Below are 15805 nucleotides of genomic sequence, written 5' to 3' on the forward strand. Positions count from 1 at the left end.
CTATTTGGACCTTGAAATAACCTGTCAAAGATGATATAATGATGCAGTGGAATTGCATATGTATGAGGAGCGCAAAAGAGTGGGGAAGTCCCACTCTTTAATATTATTAAATTCTTTAAAGGGGTTATAATAAAAACCACAGGTTTTTAAATGGGAGGGAATGCATTGAGCAAAAAAGGAATAAAACAATCGGTAAAAGAGATGTTGCAATCTTTTTTGGATGAGAATGATTATGAGTTATTTGATATAGAATTTAAAAAAGAAGCTGGGAGCTGGGTGTTAAGGGTGTACATAGATAGTCTGAAAGGCATCTCTATCGATGATTGTCAAAAGGTGAGTGAATTTTTGAGTGAAAGTTTAGACCAAGTCGATCTGATAAAACAAAGTTATGTTTTAGAAGTATCCTCACCCGGCATTGATAGGCCTTTAAAAAAGGATCAGGATTTTGAAAGATTTAAGGGAGAAACAGTTGATATAAAACTTTATGAGAGCAAAAATGGCAAGAAATTATTTAAGGGTCAGTTAGAGGGGCTTTTTGAAGGTATCATAAAAATAAAAGATGAAGATGGTAATATATTAGAATTCTCTAGACAGGAAGTTGCATCTGTAAAACTGTCTGTAGAATTCTGAAAATTGATTGTTAGGGGAGATTTAGTGATGAATGTTGAGTTTCTGCAGGCTTTGGATGAAATTACTAAAGAAAAAGGATTGAGTACGGAAATACTGTTAGAAGCGATAGAAGCTGCTTTGGTTTCTGCTTATAAAAAGAATTTTGGTACATCCCAAAATGTAAAGGTTGTTATAGATAGAATAACAGGGGAAGTAAAAGTTTATAATCTGAAAAAGGTTGTAGAACAGGAAAATGATGAATTTCTTGAAATAAGTATTGAAAATGCAAAAGAAATCAACAAACAATATGAAATAGGGGATACAATTGAAACAGAGGTAACCCCAAAAAAATTTGGACGCATTGCAGCACAGACCGCTAAACAAGTTGTAGTACAAAGGATACGAGAGGCAGAGAGAAATATTGTATATGAGCAGTTTTTAGAAAAAGAAGATGATATAATTACTGGCATTGTTCAAAGAAATGAAAGAAACAATGTTCTTATAGACTTGGGAAAAGTGGAGGCCATACTACCTCCTTCAGAGCAGATTCCAGGAGAAATATATAATGTAAATGATAGGATAAAAGTATATATAACAGAAGTTAAGAAAACTACTAAAGGTCCTCAAGTTTTGGTTTCCCGAACTCATTCAGGTTTAGTTAAAAGGTTATTTGAGTTAGAGGTTCCCGAAATACATGATGGAATAGTTGAGATACGAGGTATATCGAGAGAAGCTGGTTCAAGAACAAAAATAGCTGTCCATTCTGTGGATGAAAATGTCGACTCAGTTGGCGCTTGTGTAGGGCAGAGAGGAATGAGGGTTCAGGCGATAGTGGAAGAACTAAACGGTGAAAAAATAGATATTATAAAATGGAGTGAAGATCCCAGCGAATATATTTCAAACGCGTTAAGCCCTGCTAAAGTTCTAGAAGTTAGTTTTGATGAAGGAGAAAAGTTTGCGCAGGTTGTAGTAGATGATTATCAATTGTCTTTAGCTATTGGTAAGGAAGGACAAAATGCTAGATTAGCAGCAAAATTAACCGGGTGGAAAATTGATATAAAAAGCAAACCGGAGTTAGAGGAGGATTGATATGAAAAAAAGAAAGGTACCTCAGAGGATGTGTATATCCTGTAGGGAGCAAAAAGACAAAAAAGAGCTTATAAGAATGGTAAAGACTCCTGACAATGAGTTTATGATTGATACTACAGGGAAAAAACCGGGCAGAGGAGCTTATATCTGTAAAAACAAAAGTTGTTTAGATATGCTTAAGAAAAAAAATTTAATTAAAAAGCATCTTGGTGTTGAATTAAACCCAGATGCATATCAAGAGTTAGAAAAAGTGATAAATGGAAATGTATGATAGAATATTATCTTTGTTAGGCATATACAGAAAAGCTGGCATCATCGTATCAGGTATAAATGCATGCAAAAGCCAGATTAAAAAAGATCATGTCTTTCTCATTATTTTGAGCACAGATATAGCTGCTACATCTTTGAAATTATTTAAAGATATGTGTAGTTACAGGAATATTCCTCTTGTCCAGTTAGGGACCAGGTACGATCTGGGAAAAAGTATTGGTAAAGATATGAGAGCTGTTGTCGGTATTAAAGATAAAAAGGCGGCTGATAAAATTTTAGGAATAATACTTCAATCCCGGCGCAAAAATACAATGGGGGTGGACATAGGATGTCAAAAATAAGAGTTTATCAATTAGCTAAAGATTTAGGAACTAACAGTAAAGATCTGTTAAAAAAAATTAAAGAACTTCATATAGACGTAAAAAATCATATGAGTACTTTGGAAGAAATGGAAGTCAAAATGGTAAAAAACTCAATTGAGAATCAAAACAATAAAACTAAAGCTGGCATCAAAAAAGATGGAACTAAAAACTCAAAGAAAAAGGATGATGCTCATTCAAAAAAACACATGTCGGGTAAAAAAGATAATAAAAACAAAAAACCGGATAAAAAAGAGGCATCAGCAAGCACTGCAAAAAAAACCAAAAAACCTATAGTAATAGGTGAAAACATATCAATTAAGAATTTCTCGGAAAAGGTTGGCATCAGTGTATCTGAGATCATCAAAAAACTGATGGCGCTCGGTGTTATGGCTACTATTAATCAGGACATAGATTACGATACTGCTGCGATTATAGCAGATGATTTTGGAATAAAACTTGAACTAAAAAAAGAAGAAACATACGAAGATAAGCTGGAGGAGATAGATGCAGAGGACGATCCAAAGAAAATGCAGCCTAGACCTCCGATTGTCACTGTAATGGGGCATGTTGACCATGGAAAGACTTCTCTTCTTGATTCTATAAGAAAGACTTCAGTAACACAGGGAGAAGCCGGAGGAATAACTCAGCACATAGGGGCTTATCAAGTAGAAATAAATAGCAAGAAAATAACTTTTCTTGATACACCGGGTCATGAAGCTTTTACTTCAATGCGTGCAAGAGGGGCAAGTGTGACTGATATTGCAATTTTGGTAGTTGCAGCAGATGATGGTGTTATGCCTCAGACCGTGGAAGCTATAAACCATGCAAAAGCTGCCGATGTACCTATAATAATAGCAATAAATAAAATGGATAAACCTAACGTTAATCCTGACAGAATAAAGCAACAATTGACCGAATATGGTTTGGTTCCGGAGGAATGGGGAGGAGATACTATATGTGTTCCTGTTTCGGCATTAACCAAAAAAGGTATTGATAATTTATTGGAAATGGTTATTTTAGTGGCCGAGATGCAGGAATTAAAGGCAAACCCTGATAGGTTCGCAAAAGGTATAATTGTGGAAGCGGAAATCGATAAAGGCAGAGGACCTGTTGCCACAGTTATTATCCAAAACGGAACATTAAAGATAGGGGATTCCATAGTTGCAGGCACTGCACATGGGAAGGTACGTGCATTAATTGATGATAAAGGAAAAAGAACACAAAAGGCTGGCCCTTCTACACCTGTAGAAGTACTAGGTCTTTCAGAGGTTCCGGAAGCCGGAGATATGTTATATTCATTAGAAGATGATAAGCTTACAAGGCAAATAGCTGATGAAAGAAAAGGAAAAATTAAAGAAAAACAGCTACAAGCTGGACAAAATCTTTCATTAGATGAACTATTTAGCCAGATAAAAGAAGGAGAAATAAAAGAATTAAATCTTATTATAAAAGCAGACGTTCAAGGGTCAGTAGAGGCTGTAAAACAGGCGCTTGAGCGCTTGAGCGATGACAAAGTTAAGATTAAGACCATACATCAAGGTGTAGGGGCTATTACTGAAACAGATATTATGCTTGCAACAGCTTCAAATGCGATTGTTATCGGTTTCAATGTTAGACCGGATATTAAGGCAAGAGAGTTGGCTGAAAAAGAAAGTATAGACATAAGATTATACAGAGTAATTTATGATGCGATAGAAGATGTGCAGGCAGCTATGAAAGGAATGTTGGAACCTAAGCTCCAGGAAAAGATATTAGGACACGCACAGGTAAGGGCTACATTCAAAGTGCCTGGTGCAGGGACTATTGCAGGATCATATGTAACTGACGGAAAGGTATCTAGACATTCGACGGCTAGACTGATAAGGGATGGAGTAGTAGTATTTGAAGGAAATATCAGCTCATTAAAGAGATTTAAGGATGATGCACGGGAGGTTGTATCAGGGTATGAATGTGGCATCGGACTTGAGAACTTCAATGATATAAAGGAAAATGATGTGATAGAATCCTATATAATTGAAAAAATAAAAGAATGATTTTTAAGGTAACGAAAGGTAAGTGATAGCTATGAGTTATCCTAGAGTTAAGAGAGTTGCGCAAGAAATAAAAAAAGAGATAAGCGATATAATTATGAATAATATGAAAGATCCCAGACTGACGAGTATGGTAAGTATAACTAGGGTGGACCTGACAAAAGATTTCAAATATGCAAAAGTATATTTAAGTATAATGGGTAGTGAAGAAGAAACAGAAAATAGTTTACAAGTGTTAAAAAACGCAAGGGGCTATATAAGGAAAGAGCTAGGGAAAAGGATGAAAATACGACATATACCTGAATTGGAATTTATCCATGATAGATCTGTTGAGTATAGCATCTACATCGAAAACCTTATCAAAAAGGTTAACAAAGATCAGGAGGAATAACTGACTTATGGACGATATCCAAAGAATTGTGGGGGAAATAAAAAACGCAAACAATATTGCTATGGCATGTCATATAATGCCTGACGGGGATAGCCTGGGCTCTTTACTTGCTCTATCTAGAGCTTTATGCTTGTTAAATATAAAAAATACTATGTATATTGATTATAATATTCCGGATAAATTCGGGTTTTTGTATGGAATAAATGAAATAAAGCCATATAGTGCAAACAACAAATCTGATTACGACATATTTATCGCTTTGGATTGTGGTGATAAGGAGAGATTGGGCAGATGCCAATCTCTGATTGAGTCAAGCGATTGTACAATAAATATTGACCACCATGCATCGAATACTATGTTTGGTGACTATAACTATGTAGATAAACATGCTGCTGCTACTGGGGAGATAATTTTCAATATTTTAACTCATTTAGATATTGATATAGATACCAATATAGCAGAATGCCTATATACCGCTATTGCTACTGATACCGGCAATTTTTCTTACTCTAATACTACCTCTGATACTCATATTATAGCTGGAAAGCTTCTTGAGTATGACATTGATGTAGATTATATAACTTTGCAGCTGTTCAGGAAAAAAAATAAAAAAGATATAGTCTTATTGAAAAAAGTACTGGATACCCTTGAATACTATAGTGATGATAAGATTGCCAGTATAGAATTAAAAAAAGATATGATAACAGGACAGGATTACGATTCATGTGAGACACAGGGTATTATCGGTATGGTTCGTGATATTGAAGGAGTAGAAATAGCTGTATTTTTTAAGCAGGTAAATGAAAACGAAATAAAGGTTGGATTAAGATCCAAAAATAAATACAATGTAAAAGATATTGCTGTCCAATTTAATGGCGGAGGCCATGATAAGGCGGCGGGTTTTACTTTAGATACCGATTTATATACTTGCAAACGTATGGTAATAAAAAAATTGATAGAAACTATAAATGAGGATTAATATGGATGGAGTTATAAATATATTAAAACCACCGGGTATTACATCTGCTCAGACAGTTGCATATTTAAAAAGAAAACTTAAAGTAAAAAAGATAGGGCATACAGGCACATTAGACCCTGAAGCAGCAGGGGTATTACCTGTATGCATTGGTAAAGCCACCAAAATAGTAGATTATATAATGAGTGAGAAAAAAGAATATAGAGTGGAAATACATTTTGGGATAAAAACGAGCACACAAGATGTATATGGAGATATCATTCAAAAAAAAGACGTAAATATATGTAAAATCCAAGTAGAAAAAGTTTTAGAAAAATTCATAGGGGAAATTGAACAAGTTCCTCCCATGTATTCTGCCATCCGCCACAAGGGTAAAAGGCTTTATCAGCTTGCTAGGGATGGTATTGAGGTGAAAAGGCTACCGCGAAAAGTAAAGATAGATAGTATAAAGATATTTAAAGCAATCGGTGATACAACGTATCTATTTGATGTGATTTGTTCCAAAGGTACATATATGAGAACATTATGTGATGACATAGGAGAACAGTTGGGCTGCGGAGCTGCTATGGGTTTTTTATTAAGGACCAAGACAGGTTTTTTTAAATTAGAAAATGCCTATACTCTTGAAGAAGTAGTTGACTCTAGCATATCGGAAAGATTGAATGAAATCATAGTACCTATTGATAAAGCGATAAATAATATTGGGAGAATCCAGCTAAATGAGGAATGTTTAAATAAGGTGATAAACGGCAATAAAGTTGAATATCGAAACATTTTAGAGATTGACAATGGACAGTCTTCTGATAACTACTCCTATTATAGAATATATATCGATGATAAATTCATGGGCATAGGCTATATAAAGGAATATAATGATAAAAAATTTGTATGTATAAAAAAGTTACTTGTCTAACCAAGGGGGACAGCTATGATCACTGTATTGGACTACGATGGTTTCAAATATTTGGACAAACCTATAAATATAGCATTGGGCAATTTTGATGGTGTTCACATCGGGCATAAGGCGTTGATAAGTAAGTTGATTGAAGATTCTAAAAATGATAATTTAGATAGTATGGTTTATACATTTTATAATCATCCTTTAAAAATTATAAAACCTACTGTGAAATTTAAATTATTAACCACTAATCATCAAAGGATAGATATTTTCAACGAATTAGGATTGGATTATTTGATTTTAAAAACTTTTGACCAAAAAACAATGAAAATGACACCTGATAAATTTATAAATAATTTATTGGTGAAAAGATTTAACGTAAAGTGTGTTTATGTAGGTTATAATTATACTTTTGGCAATAATGCAAAAGGAAATATCCAAACTTTAAAAAAGCTTGGTGAAAAATACAATTTTAAAGTCAATGTTACCGATGAAGTGAAAATGAAAGGAATGGTAGTGAGCAGTACCACCATTAGAAACTATTTAAATTCAGGTAAAATTGACATGGCAAATAAATGTTTAGGCAGAAAGTTTTCCATCAGTGGCAAGGTTATACACGGACGGAAGGTTGGTTCAAGAATAGGTATTCCAACTGCAAACTTGGATTATAACAAACACCAAATTATACCTCAGAATGGTGTGTATGCTACTCAGACAATGATTGACGGGAAAATATATAAATCTTTAACTAATATAGGTATTAAACCAACTTTTAATTCTAATAAATTATCGATGGAGACTCATATTATAGGTTATAATTCGGATTTATATGATAAATGTATAGATATCATTTTTGAACAAAAGATAAGGGATGAAAGGAAATACCATTCTCCTAGTGAATTGACTACTCAAATCAAAAAAGATATTCAATATGTTTTAGAAAAAAAATAGAATTGGATGTATAATTGACAAATATAATGTCAATAATAATAATGACCTCACAAAATACATTGAGACCCCCTTTACATCAGTCGTGATTTATTCACGACTTTTTTTTATCTTTAGATTTATGTTGTTTTACTTGTAATAATTTGTTAATTTCAAATAAAGCATGCTTTGTAAATTTTACACTTATACATGAATATGTTAAAATAATCAAAAACAGTTAAGTGGTGGATGACATGAAGAATGAATATAATAATTTTGTAAAAAACATATATTATATAAGTGGAATAGATTTGAGTCTCTATAAACAAAAGCAGATGAAAAGAAGAATAGATTCTCTAATATCTAGAAAAGACAAAAAGGATTATGTAGAATATTATAATCTTCTTATAAATGATAAAAAAGAGTATCAAGAATTTATGAATTATATAACTATAAATGTCTCTGAATTTTTTAGAAATGCAGCCCAATGGGATGTATTAAAAAAGGATATAATACCCAACATAAAGGATTATAAGAAAGGCTTAAAAATCTGGAGTGCGGCCTGCTCCACGGGAGAAGAAGTTTACACTATTGCGCTGATTTTAAAAGAACTTAATATATATGATAATTCTAATATAATATCTACTGATTTGGATGAACAAGCTTTAAACAAGGCCGTAAAAGGCAGATATACCCCAAAATCTATAGAAAAAGTACCCGACAAGTATTTGCAAAGATATTTCATTAAAGATAGTGATGGTTTATATGTTGTAAAAGATGAATTAAAGCGGAATATCAAATTCGAACAGTTGAATTTGCTGAGAGACAGATATCCCCAAAACATAGATTTGATTGTTTGTAGAAATGTCTTAATATATTTTACAGAGGATGTAAAAAATATGATCTACCAAAAATTTAATCAAGCATTAAATGATGATGGTATTTTATTTGTTGGAAGTACTGAACAGATTATAACGCCACAAAACTACAATTTTATGCCTGTTAGAAGTTTTTTTTATAAAAAAAGTTATAAATAAAATCTATCTAACTAATGCATTCTTTAATTTTTGTAATGCTCGTTCATAATCTTGATATTCAGATAACCCTGATTCACTGAATTCATTGATTATTTCTTGAGCCATTCTGTTCCTTATCACTTTTCAAAATAACTTTAATACTATTCAACCTTGGCTGAGATTTTCCAAAGTTCGGTGTCTGTTGATGGAAATACGGTATAATTAATGTTTTTGCGATAATAGTTTGATATAATAAAATGGAAAAAACAAGATAAATTTATATTAGCTTGGGGGATAGGGGATGAAAATAACAATTATTCATGGACAGGGACATAAAGGTAGTACTTATCATATAACAGATATGATGAGGAGCAATGTTTTAACCGATGATACAATTGTAGATGAATATTTTATGCCGAAGGATTCGCCAGATTTTTGCATAGGTTGTTATCGATGTTTTAATAAAGGGGAAGAGTGCTGTCCACATGCTGATCAGGTACAGACTATTGTTAAGTCAATAAGAGAATCTGATCTTATTATGATTAATTCTCCTGCTTACTGCCTTGAGATGACAGGTCAACTAAAAACCTTGTTTGATCATTTGGGCTATATGTGGCTTGCCCATAGACCAAATGATCAAATGTTTAATAAAGTTGCTGTTGTGATATCCACAGCAGCTGGTTCAGGTGCAAAACGTGTTACAAGATCCCTAGCAAAACAAATGTTTTGGCTTGGTGTCCCTGTAGTATATCAATTTAGCTATAATGTAAATGCTTCTTCTTGGGAAGAAGTACCGGATAAAATCAAGAGGAGTATTATCAACGAAATTCCTCCTCTGGCGTTAAAAATAAAGAAAAAAATTGGGCATGCAAAACCTGGAATGAAATTAAAACTAATGTTTAGCATTATGCGTATGATGCAAAAATCAAATAATTGGAATATGAAAGATAGAGATTATTGGCAGAAACAAGGCTGGCTCGGGAAGGAGCGTCCTTGGTAGGGTAGTATGTGGTCGCCATTAGGTTGGTATAAATGCACATAAAAATGTCTCTTCCCTAGCTTATATTTAAATTAAATTGCCAAGAAAGAGATATTTTTAGCTACGGTTTAGTATAAGTAATTTTTAGATCACATCATTCCCTTGTTCAAACAGATTATAACGTTCAATTGCGCTATCAACTATTGAGTATACCAATCCTTCATAGCCCATACCTGAGGCCTCTGCCATCTTAACTATGTCGCTATAACCTCTAGCTAAACCAGGTGATGAATTCATCTCCAAGACGTAAGGCACATCGCCCTTCAATCTTATATCTGCCCTGCCATAGTCCCTTAAATTTAAAGCAGCATAAGCTTGTCTTGCCGTTCGGATTATAGTCTCTTTAAGCTCATTATCCAAAGGAGCAGGACATATACCTTCTGATTTATATCCGTCATAATGGCATTTGAGTTCAAAGCTGCTGAATTTTGGTATATGATCCGGTAGATTGTCATAACTGATCTCCAGTATAGGTAGCACCTCAATATCATCCCTATTGCCTAAAATACCTACTGTGAATTCTCTGCCGCTTATATATTCATTTATCATAATAGGTGGGTTATAGATTGCTAACTCTTCTATTACTTTCTTCTTTAAAGATTCCATATCATATACCAAACTATCCTGATGTATTCCCCTGCTAGAACCTTCATCAGCAGGCTTTATGATTACTGGAAACTCAATATCTGCCTCTTTTAACCGATCTAAATCCTGCTCTTTATAGATTGACACAAAACCAGGTGTTTTCACACCTTTACTCTCAAGTATTTCTGACGAAACCGCTTTATTGATGGATAGAGTATGACCTAATATTGAAGAACCTGTATATGGCATACTTAAAAATTCTAATATTGCAGGCACTTGAGCTATTCTGGTTTCTCCGCGAACACCTTCACATAGGTTGAATACCATATCAATATGTTCTCTTTGTAATTTTGACACAAAATTTTTATCAGCTGTCATTACAATACATCTGAACCTTTTAGACAGAACCTTTTGTACAGCTCGTACAATTTTTTGATTTTGTAAATCTCCCATCTCTCCCTCCTCACCTTGCCAATAAATCTTCCTTGGTTGATCCGCTAATATTGCAATATTCATTGTTTTACATACCCCCCATAAGCTAATCGCTTTAATAAACTACCATATATTACATTATATCACATGTACTACATATTTATAGCAGCATTGAAAACAGATGGAGTTTTATTAAAAAATATGGCAAGGGATTTTCCAATTGTACCCCTTATAATAACAAGATATTTTTAGCAGAATTTGTTCAATAAGAACAATATTTTAAGCAAATGATATAATATAGTTAGATTTATATTGGCTAGATTATTTATGGAGGTTTGTATAAATGCTTTACAAAGATTTGGTTGATTTCGCTAACAAATTAAAACGATCGTTTTTTATCGATAATGAATTTAAAAAATATGCAGACTTAGATAGGGCTTTGCCAATAGGACATGGGCAAACAATATCACAACCTAGTTTAGTTTTGAAAATGACTTTTTTACTGGACTTAGTTCAGGGCAAAAGCAGTAAAGTCCTTGAGATAGGGACCGGATCTGGCTATCAAACGGCACTTTTGGCAGAGTTTTCAGGCTCTGTCTTTACGGTGGAAAGAGTTAAGGAGCTTTCTGAAGAGGCTCAAGCAAGGCTCAAACAATTAGGCTATTCTAATATTTTTTATAAAGTTGGAGATGGTAGTGAAGGCTGGATAGAAAATGCTCCTTACGATAGGATAATGGTGACGGCTGCTGCCAGTAAGGTGCCTGTGGAATTGATCGATCAGTTGGGAGCAGGAGGGAAAATGGTTATTCCTGTTGGACCAAAACATATCCAGGAGTTGCAATTAATTACAAAAGATCAGGATGGAAAGGTACATGTTCAATCTAATGATATGGTAAGTTTTGTAGAACTGAAAGGAAAGTATGGTTGGGAATAAACCTACCATTTTTGATGAGATCCTTTGTGCAAGAGCAAGGTGCACTTGGTAAAAGAGAACTCAAAAATAAAATTACTTGACTTATTTATTAATATATTGTATATTATTTTATGTCGCATTAATTAGCTTCGGTAGCTCAGTCGGTAGAGCAGTGGATTGAAAATCCTCGTGTCGGTGGTTCGATTCCGCCCCGAAGCACCATATTATTTGGAGGGATGCCCGAGTTGGCCAAAGGGAGCAGACTGTAAATCTGCCGGCGTAGCCTACGGTGGTTCGAATCCACTTCCCTCCACCAATTTAATTTATGCGAAAGTGGCGGAATTGGCAGACGCGCTAGATTCAGGTTCTAGTGGGCATTACGCCTGTGGGGGTTCGAGTCCCCCCTTTCGCACCAATCGTGTCTAGGGTTTCATCGATTTTGATGAAATCCTTTTTTTATCCAAAATTGCATTTGGTAACATCTTTTATTTTTTAAACTATTTTTTTAAGAGAATCTTTAAATAAACTATCGATTTTACTAGCTGTTTTTTTCTCCATTTTTAGGTCTACATGCGTATATAGATTCATCGTGGTAGTTATATCAGCATGGCCCAACCCGTTTCTACCTACATCAACCATGAAGTACCAACATCGTCCACGTTTATACAAAGTTCCTTCCACCTATGTTTATCTTCCTTTCATACTATTACCACTCTCCTTATCGCTTTATATGAATATTATAAGCGATAAGGAGGATATTTTAAATGCTTATGCAGACTTCTTTTCAACATTACATCCGACCAAGAAACACTCTTGATTTATACCTTCGGTATAATTATATTTGCTATTACACTAAAAATGTAATAGCAAATATTACTCTATATTAATGTTTTCAATCCCGGAGGTAGAGTAAGAAGTGAAAAAATATAGGCACTACTTTAGATGAAGAAGTGAAACAAGTAATACCTGACGAATTCATAGGATTAGAAATAAAAGAAAATGCAAGTGGTTAGAAGATAGTGAAGAAATAATTGGAGGACGGTAAGCGAAGATCTTTTGGGTACTACCTAGCGATGAAATTTTAATATTAATATAAATCAATATGAGTTAATTTAAATGATCTAAAGCACGTATTTTGACAACTCATTACGTTTTTTAAAATGGGTTACTCTTTAGATAATTTTAAAGATGTTTTTATAGAAGACGTCGCTATGAAGGGAAATACAAAGCTTTGTTAGTATATTCTCTTCCTTTATCATTATATTGCGTTTTTTCTCCATTTTCATCTAAATTTGGGTTTTACATTTTTCTTTTCTGTTCTTTTTATTTTGATAATCATCAATCTTAAATTATAAATCTATCTTCTTTTATTACTCTATTTATCTTTTTCGCTTATCTCATCTACTCATCATCGAGGAAAACTAGCTCTTTTTCTTCGAGCAACTCTTGTATTTATATTGCCTCGATACAATTTTGATTATTTTATTTATGGTGTGATGAGACTATAATAATAAATCGAAGGAAATCTTTTTTATTTGGTTTTCTTACCCATAGTTTGATTTTACCTCTTTAACGTTTTGTAATATTCTGATGCATAATATAGGGATAAGGGAATGATCTAACAACAGAAGAAATGTTATATAATGATATAATACTAAAAACTACACAGGTTATATCAATCAGTGATGCTTTTGATGCTATGTGCAGCTATCGGAGTTATTCTAGGGCAAAAAGCTTACCCGAAGCAGTAAAAGAATTATTGAAACATGCTGGTTCACAATTCGATCCTGAATTAATCCAGGATTTTATAAAAAAAGCTCCTGATTTCTATAGATTAATGCAAAAGAGGTGATGAAATGGATGGACGATATAGAAAGAATGTGCCTCGAGGCTGCCTCGTAGACATTGTATTAAAGAAAGACCAGCGAACGGGTCGTCTTACCAGAGGACGGGTTAAAAATATATTGACCAATTCAGCCTTTCATCCGAGAGGGATAAAAGTCCGCCTCGAAGATGGTAGGATAGGACGAGTACAAAAGATTATCCTCTGTATTATATTATTCTTTTCTTTATTTTTGTAATATAAGATTTTTTAGGCAAAAAAATGATAGGAGACCAAAGCTGAAAGTAGTTAAAAAGGGCAAGAAAAGCTATGGTGTAAACAAAATAGGGGAAGGTTGGTGCAGGTTGGTCAGAAATATCAAAGATTATGATGCCAAGGATGAAGCTTTAGAAGATTTAACAAAGCTGATGTTGGATCAAATCAAGGAAGAGGACTTATATATATAATCCTATTCTTTCCAATTAAGAAAAAATTGCTAATAACCCATTGTATATAGTTTTATTAAGATATATACTAAAATTAGTATAAAAAAAGTACAAAACTAGTACCAATAAAGAAGGAAGGTGTTATCATCAAGACTTTTTATAAAAATCAAAGGGAAGTGGCCGAGGCTATCAATCAAGTAATTGATGGTTATTGGGAAGATAAAATAGAAGAACGAGAGATGATCCGGTTGTTGAGAGATATACTGGAGAATAATGATTCTTTGATATATAAAAATGATGACTTTACTACTATATTAAGGCAGAGATGTGGGAAAAGGAGACTTGAAATAGTATCTAAAATAAGGCAGTCCGGTTATTAATAGTCAAAATATTAGTTTTTGTGGAAGGGGAAAGATAGATGAAAGCTTTATCTAATTTGTGTAAGCCTAGGGAAAGTGTATTTGATGAAACAAAAAGGGATGATGTGTTAGACTTAACCGATCTGATTGAAAACCGCATCAATCCAGCAGATTTTTTTGAAGAAAACTTTTTAACCCAGGGAATGAAAGTTTTATTTGATACTGCATTTAAACGTTTTCATAGACAGGGAGCAACAGGTGTTGTTAAGCTTACCCAGGCTATGGGCGGTGGTAAAACTCATAATATGATTGCTTTAGGATTGCTTGCCAAGCATCCTGAATATAGGGAAAAAGTATTAGGAGATAAATTCAAGGACAGTTATGTAAGAAAAGTTAAAGTTGTAGCTTTTACTGGTAGAGAAAGCGATGCTCCATATGGTATATGGGGGGCAATAGCAGAACAGCTAGGAAAGAAAGAAGTATTTAAAGATTATTACACTCCCCTTCGGGCACCAGGGCAAACTGCTTGGGTTAATCTATTGAAAGGTGAACCCCTTTTAATACTATTAGATGAGCTTCCACCATACTTGGACAATGCAAGGTCAGTTTCTATCGGTGATTCGAATTTGGCAGTTGTAACTACTAATGCATTGGCTAATCTATTTACAGCTTTAGGCAAAGAAGAATTATCTAATGTATGCCTAGTAATATCCGATCTTAAAGCTACATATGAAAGCGGAAGTGAACTACTACAGTCTACTTTTAAAGAGCTGGAAAACGAAGTAAATCGTTCCGCTCTTAATATAGAGCCAGTAGGTAGTGCGTCAGATGAAGTTTATCACATCCTACGAAAACGTCTTTTTAAAGAATTACCCTCTGAAGATGAAATTATCAATATAGCTAATGGCTATAAGCAAGCTGTACTAGAAGCAAAGCAAATGGGGTATACCAATATATCTCCTGACCAGATTTTTATTGGAATAAAGGACTCATATCCATTTCATCCCTCTATAAGGAACCTATATGCAAGATTTAAAGAAAATGAAGGCTTCCAGCAAACCAGAGGATTAATACGTTTGATGAGGCGTATTGTATCACAACTATATAGTGGGGATAATCCAAAGGCAGAGGAAAAATATCTTGTAAATGTATATGATTTTGACCTTAATGATTCCGATATGCTGACAACTATTACCCAGATTAAGCCGTCCCTTGCTAATGCTATAGCCCATGATATTTCATCCCATGGAAAAGCAATAGCTGAAGTTGTAGATAGAGAGATGAATGAGAATACAATGCAAGAGTTGAGCAAACTGATTCTTGTTTCTTCTTTGGCTGATGTACCTAATGCGCTACTTGGGTTATCCTTGCAGGAAACTATAGGTTATCTGTGTGAACCGAATAAGGATATTACTCGTGTTAAAAAGGCATTGGATGAATTTGTAATGCAAGCCTGGTATCTTTACACCGATAGAGACGGTAGGATATTCTTTAAGAATACAAAAAATATGATTGCCGAGCTTAACTCATTAGTCGATTCTTATGACAATGATAGTGCAAAGAAAGAATTGAGAACCTTCCTGGAAGAAAAGTTCAAGCCCTCCTTATGTGATTGCTATCAAGGTGTACAAGTATTTCCTG

At 33.9% G+C, this 15805-nt stretch carries 17 protein-coding genes and 3 tRNA genes; 19 read left to right on the forward strand and 1 reads right to left on the reverse strand.

The features are described from left to right. Nucleotides 1–165: 165 nt before the first annotated feature. The 11 genes from PHP06_08050 to PHP06_08100 all read left to right on the forward strand — a co-directional run bounded on the left by PHP06_08050 (nt 166) and on the right by PHP06_08100 (nt 9568). Nucleotides 166–630 (forward strand): ribosome maturation factor RimP, encoded by a 465-nt coding sequence (locus tag PHP06_08050; protein ID MDD3840514.1) that lies wholly within the window; start codon nt 166–168, stop codon nt 628–630. A 27-nt stretch (nt 631–657) separates the two neighbouring features. Beyond that, entirely contained in the window at nt 658–1698 is a 1041-nt protein-coding gene (nusA, locus tag PHP06_08055; GenBank protein ID MDD3840515.1) for a transcription termination factor NusA, read from the forward strand. A gap of 1 nt (nt 1699) precedes the next feature. Beyond that, nucleotides 1700–1969, forward strand: coding sequence for a YlxR family protein (locus PHP06_08060; protein ID MDD3840516.1), 270 nt, complete (start codon nt 1700–1702; stop codon nt 1967–1969). Further along, nucleotides 1962–2309, forward strand: a complete 348-nt coding sequence (locus tag PHP06_08065) for a ribosomal L7Ae/L30e/S12e/Gadd45 family protein (protein ID MDD3840517.1) — start codon at nt 1962–1964, stop codon at nt 2307–2309. The genes PHP06_08060 and PHP06_08065 overlap by 8 nt, the downstream gene beginning before the upstream one ends. After that, nucleotides 2297–4363 (forward strand): translation initiation factor IF-2, encoded by a 2067-nt coding sequence (infB, locus tag PHP06_08070; protein MDD3840518.1) that lies wholly within the window; start codon nt 2297–2299, stop codon nt 4361–4363. The genes PHP06_08065 and infB overlap by 13 nt, the downstream gene beginning before the upstream one ends. Before the next feature lie 31 nt (nt 4364–4394). After that, nucleotides 4395–4751 carry a 30S ribosome-binding factor RbfA gene (rbfA, locus tag PHP06_08075; GenBank protein MDD3840519.1) on the forward strand — a complete coding sequence of 119 codons (357 nt, stop codon included), beginning with the start codon at nt 4395–4397 and terminating at the stop codon, nt 4749–4751. A 7-nt stretch (nt 4752–4758) separates the two neighbouring features. Then, nucleotides 4759–5730 (forward strand): bifunctional oligoribonuclease/PAP phosphatase NrnA, encoded by a 972-nt coding sequence (locus tag PHP06_08080; GenBank protein ID MDD3840520.1) that lies wholly within the window; start codon nt 4759–4761, stop codon nt 5728–5730. Nucleotide 5731: 1 nt separating this feature from the next. Beyond that, nucleotides 5732–6640 carry a tRNA pseudouridine(55) synthase TruB gene (gene truB / locus PHP06_08085; protein MDD3840521.1) on the forward strand — a complete coding sequence of 303 codons (909 nt, stop codon included), beginning with the start codon at nt 5732–5734 and terminating at the stop codon, nt 6638–6640. A gap of 15 nt (nt 6641–6655) precedes the next feature. Next, on the forward strand, nt 6656–7576 hold the full coding sequence (locus tag PHP06_08090; GenBank protein ID MDD3840522.1) for a bifunctional riboflavin kinase/FAD synthetase: 921 nt from the start codon (nt 6656–6658) through the stop codon (nt 7574–7576). 230 nt (nt 7577–7806) lie between these two features. Beyond that, complete coding sequence (locus PHP06_08095; protein ID MDD3840523.1) at nt 7807–8589, forward strand: protein-glutamate O-methyltransferase CheR; 783 nt, start codon at nt 7807–7809, stop codon at nt 8587–8589. 280 nt (nt 8590–8869) lie between these two features. Then, nucleotides 8870–9568 carry an NAD(P)H-dependent oxidoreductase gene (locus PHP06_08100; protein ID MDD3840524.1) on the forward strand — a complete coding sequence of 233 codons (699 nt, stop codon included), beginning with the start codon at nt 8870–8872 and terminating at the stop codon, nt 9566–9568. A 123-nt stretch (nt 9569–9691) separates the two neighbouring features. Here the strand turns inward: PHP06_08100 and PHP06_08105 are convergent, their stop codons facing one another. Further along, a complete protein-coding gene (locus tag PHP06_08105) occupies nt 9692–10708 on the reverse strand; it encodes an ATP-grasp domain-containing protein (GenBank protein ID MDD3840525.1) in 1017 nt (338 codons plus the stop codon). Between the two features lie 259 nt (nt 10709–10967). Here PHP06_08105 and PHP06_08110 point away from each other — a divergent pair, with 259 nt between their 5' ends. From PHP06_08110 to PHP06_08145, 8 genes are all read left to right on the forward strand, one after another. Beyond that, on the forward strand, nt 10968–11558 hold the full coding sequence (locus tag PHP06_08110) for a protein-L-isoaspartate(D-aspartate) O-methyltransferase (protein ID MDD3840526.1): 591 nt from the start codon (nt 10968–10970) through the stop codon (nt 11556–11558). A 125-nt stretch (nt 11559–11683) separates the two neighbouring features. Beyond that, a tRNA-Phe gene (locus tag PHP06_08115) sits at nt 11684–11759 on the forward strand. A gap of 8 nt (nt 11760–11767) precedes the next feature. After that, a tRNA-Tyr gene (locus tag PHP06_08120) sits at nt 11768–11853 on the forward strand. An 11-nt stretch (nt 11854–11864) separates the two neighbouring features. After that, nucleotides 11865–11952, forward strand: a tRNA-Leu gene (locus tag PHP06_08125). 1218 nt (nt 11953–13170) lie between these two features. Next, on the forward strand, nt 13171–13389 hold the full coding sequence (locus PHP06_08130; protein ID MDD3840527.1) for a hypothetical protein: 219 nt from the start codon (nt 13171–13173) through the stop codon (nt 13387–13389). Between the two features lie 4 nt (nt 13390–13393). Next, nucleotides 13394–13618: a YwbE family protein gene (locus tag PHP06_08135; protein ID MDD3840528.1), complete on the forward strand. Its 225-nt coding sequence runs from the start codon at nt 13394–13396 to the stop codon at nt 13616–13618. 333 nt (nt 13619–13951) lie between these two features. Further along, complete coding sequence (locus PHP06_08140) at nt 13952–14185, forward strand: TIGR04540 family protein (protein ID MDD3840529.1); 234 nt, start codon at nt 13952–13954, stop codon at nt 14183–14185. A gap of 38 nt (nt 14186–14223) precedes the next feature. Further along, nucleotides 14224–15805, forward strand: a 1582-nt coding sequence (locus PHP06_08145; protein MDD3840530.1) for a DUF499 domain-containing protein, incomplete at its 3' end; no start/stop codon positions are given.

It is taken from the genome of Clostridia bacterium, assembly GCA_028698525.1.
GTDB lineage: Bacteria > Bacillota > Clostridia > JAQVDB01 > JAQVDB01 > JAQVDB01.

Excerpts from the sequence above, each read along its gene's own strand:
- PHP06_08135 (MDD3840528.1), top strand. The coding sequence starts at position 13,394 with ATGGATGGACGATATAGAAAGAATGTGCCTCGAGGCTGCCTCGTAGAC.
- PHP06_08100 (MDD3840524.1), top strand. The coding sequence starts at position 8,870 with ATGAAAATAACAATTATTCATGGACAGGGACATAAAGGTAGTACTTAT.
- rbfA (MDD3840519.1), top strand. The coding sequence starts at position 4,395 with ATGAGTTATCCTAGAGTTAAGAGAGTTGCGCAAGAAATAAAAAAAGAG.
- PHP06_08065 (MDD3840517.1), top strand. The coding sequence starts at position 1,962 with ATGTATGATAGAATATTATCTTTGTTAGGCATATACAGAAAAGCTGGC.
- PHP06_08130 (MDD3840527.1), top strand. The coding sequence starts at position 13,171 with ATGTTATATAATGATATAATACTAAAAACTACACAGGTTATATCAATC.
- truB (MDD3840521.1), top strand. The coding sequence starts at position 5,732 with ATGGATGGAGTTATAAATATATTAAAACCACCGGGTATTACATCTGCT.
- PHP06_08060 (MDD3840516.1), top strand. The coding sequence starts at position 1,700 with ATGAAAAAAAGAAAGGTACCTCAGAGGATGTGTATATCCTGTAGGGAG.
- infB (MDD3840518.1), top strand. The coding sequence starts at position 2,297 with ATGTCAAAAATAAGAGTTTATCAATTAGCTAAAGATTTAGGAACTAAC.
- nusA (MDD3840515.1), top strand. The coding sequence starts at position 658 with ATGAATGTTGAGTTTCTGCAGGCTTTGGATGAAATTACTAAAGAAAAA.
- PHP06_08095 (MDD3840523.1), top strand. The coding sequence starts at position 7,807 with ATGAAGAATGAATATAATAATTTTGTAAAAAACATATATTATATAAGT.
- PHP06_08110 (MDD3840526.1), top strand. The coding sequence starts at position 10,968 with ATGCTTTACAAAGATTTGGTTGATTTCGCTAACAAATTAAAACGATCG.
- PHP06_08090 (MDD3840522.1), top strand. The coding sequence starts at position 6,656 with ATGATCACTGTATTGGACTACGATGGTTTCAAATATTTGGACAAACCT.
- PHP06_08080 (MDD3840520.1), top strand. The coding sequence starts at position 4,759 with ATGGACGATATCCAAAGAATTGTGGGGGAAATAAAAAACGCAAACAAT.
- PHP06_08105 (MDD3840525.1), bottom strand. The coding sequence starts at position 10,708 with ATGAATATTGCAATATTAGCGGATCAACCAAGGAAGATTTATTGGCAA.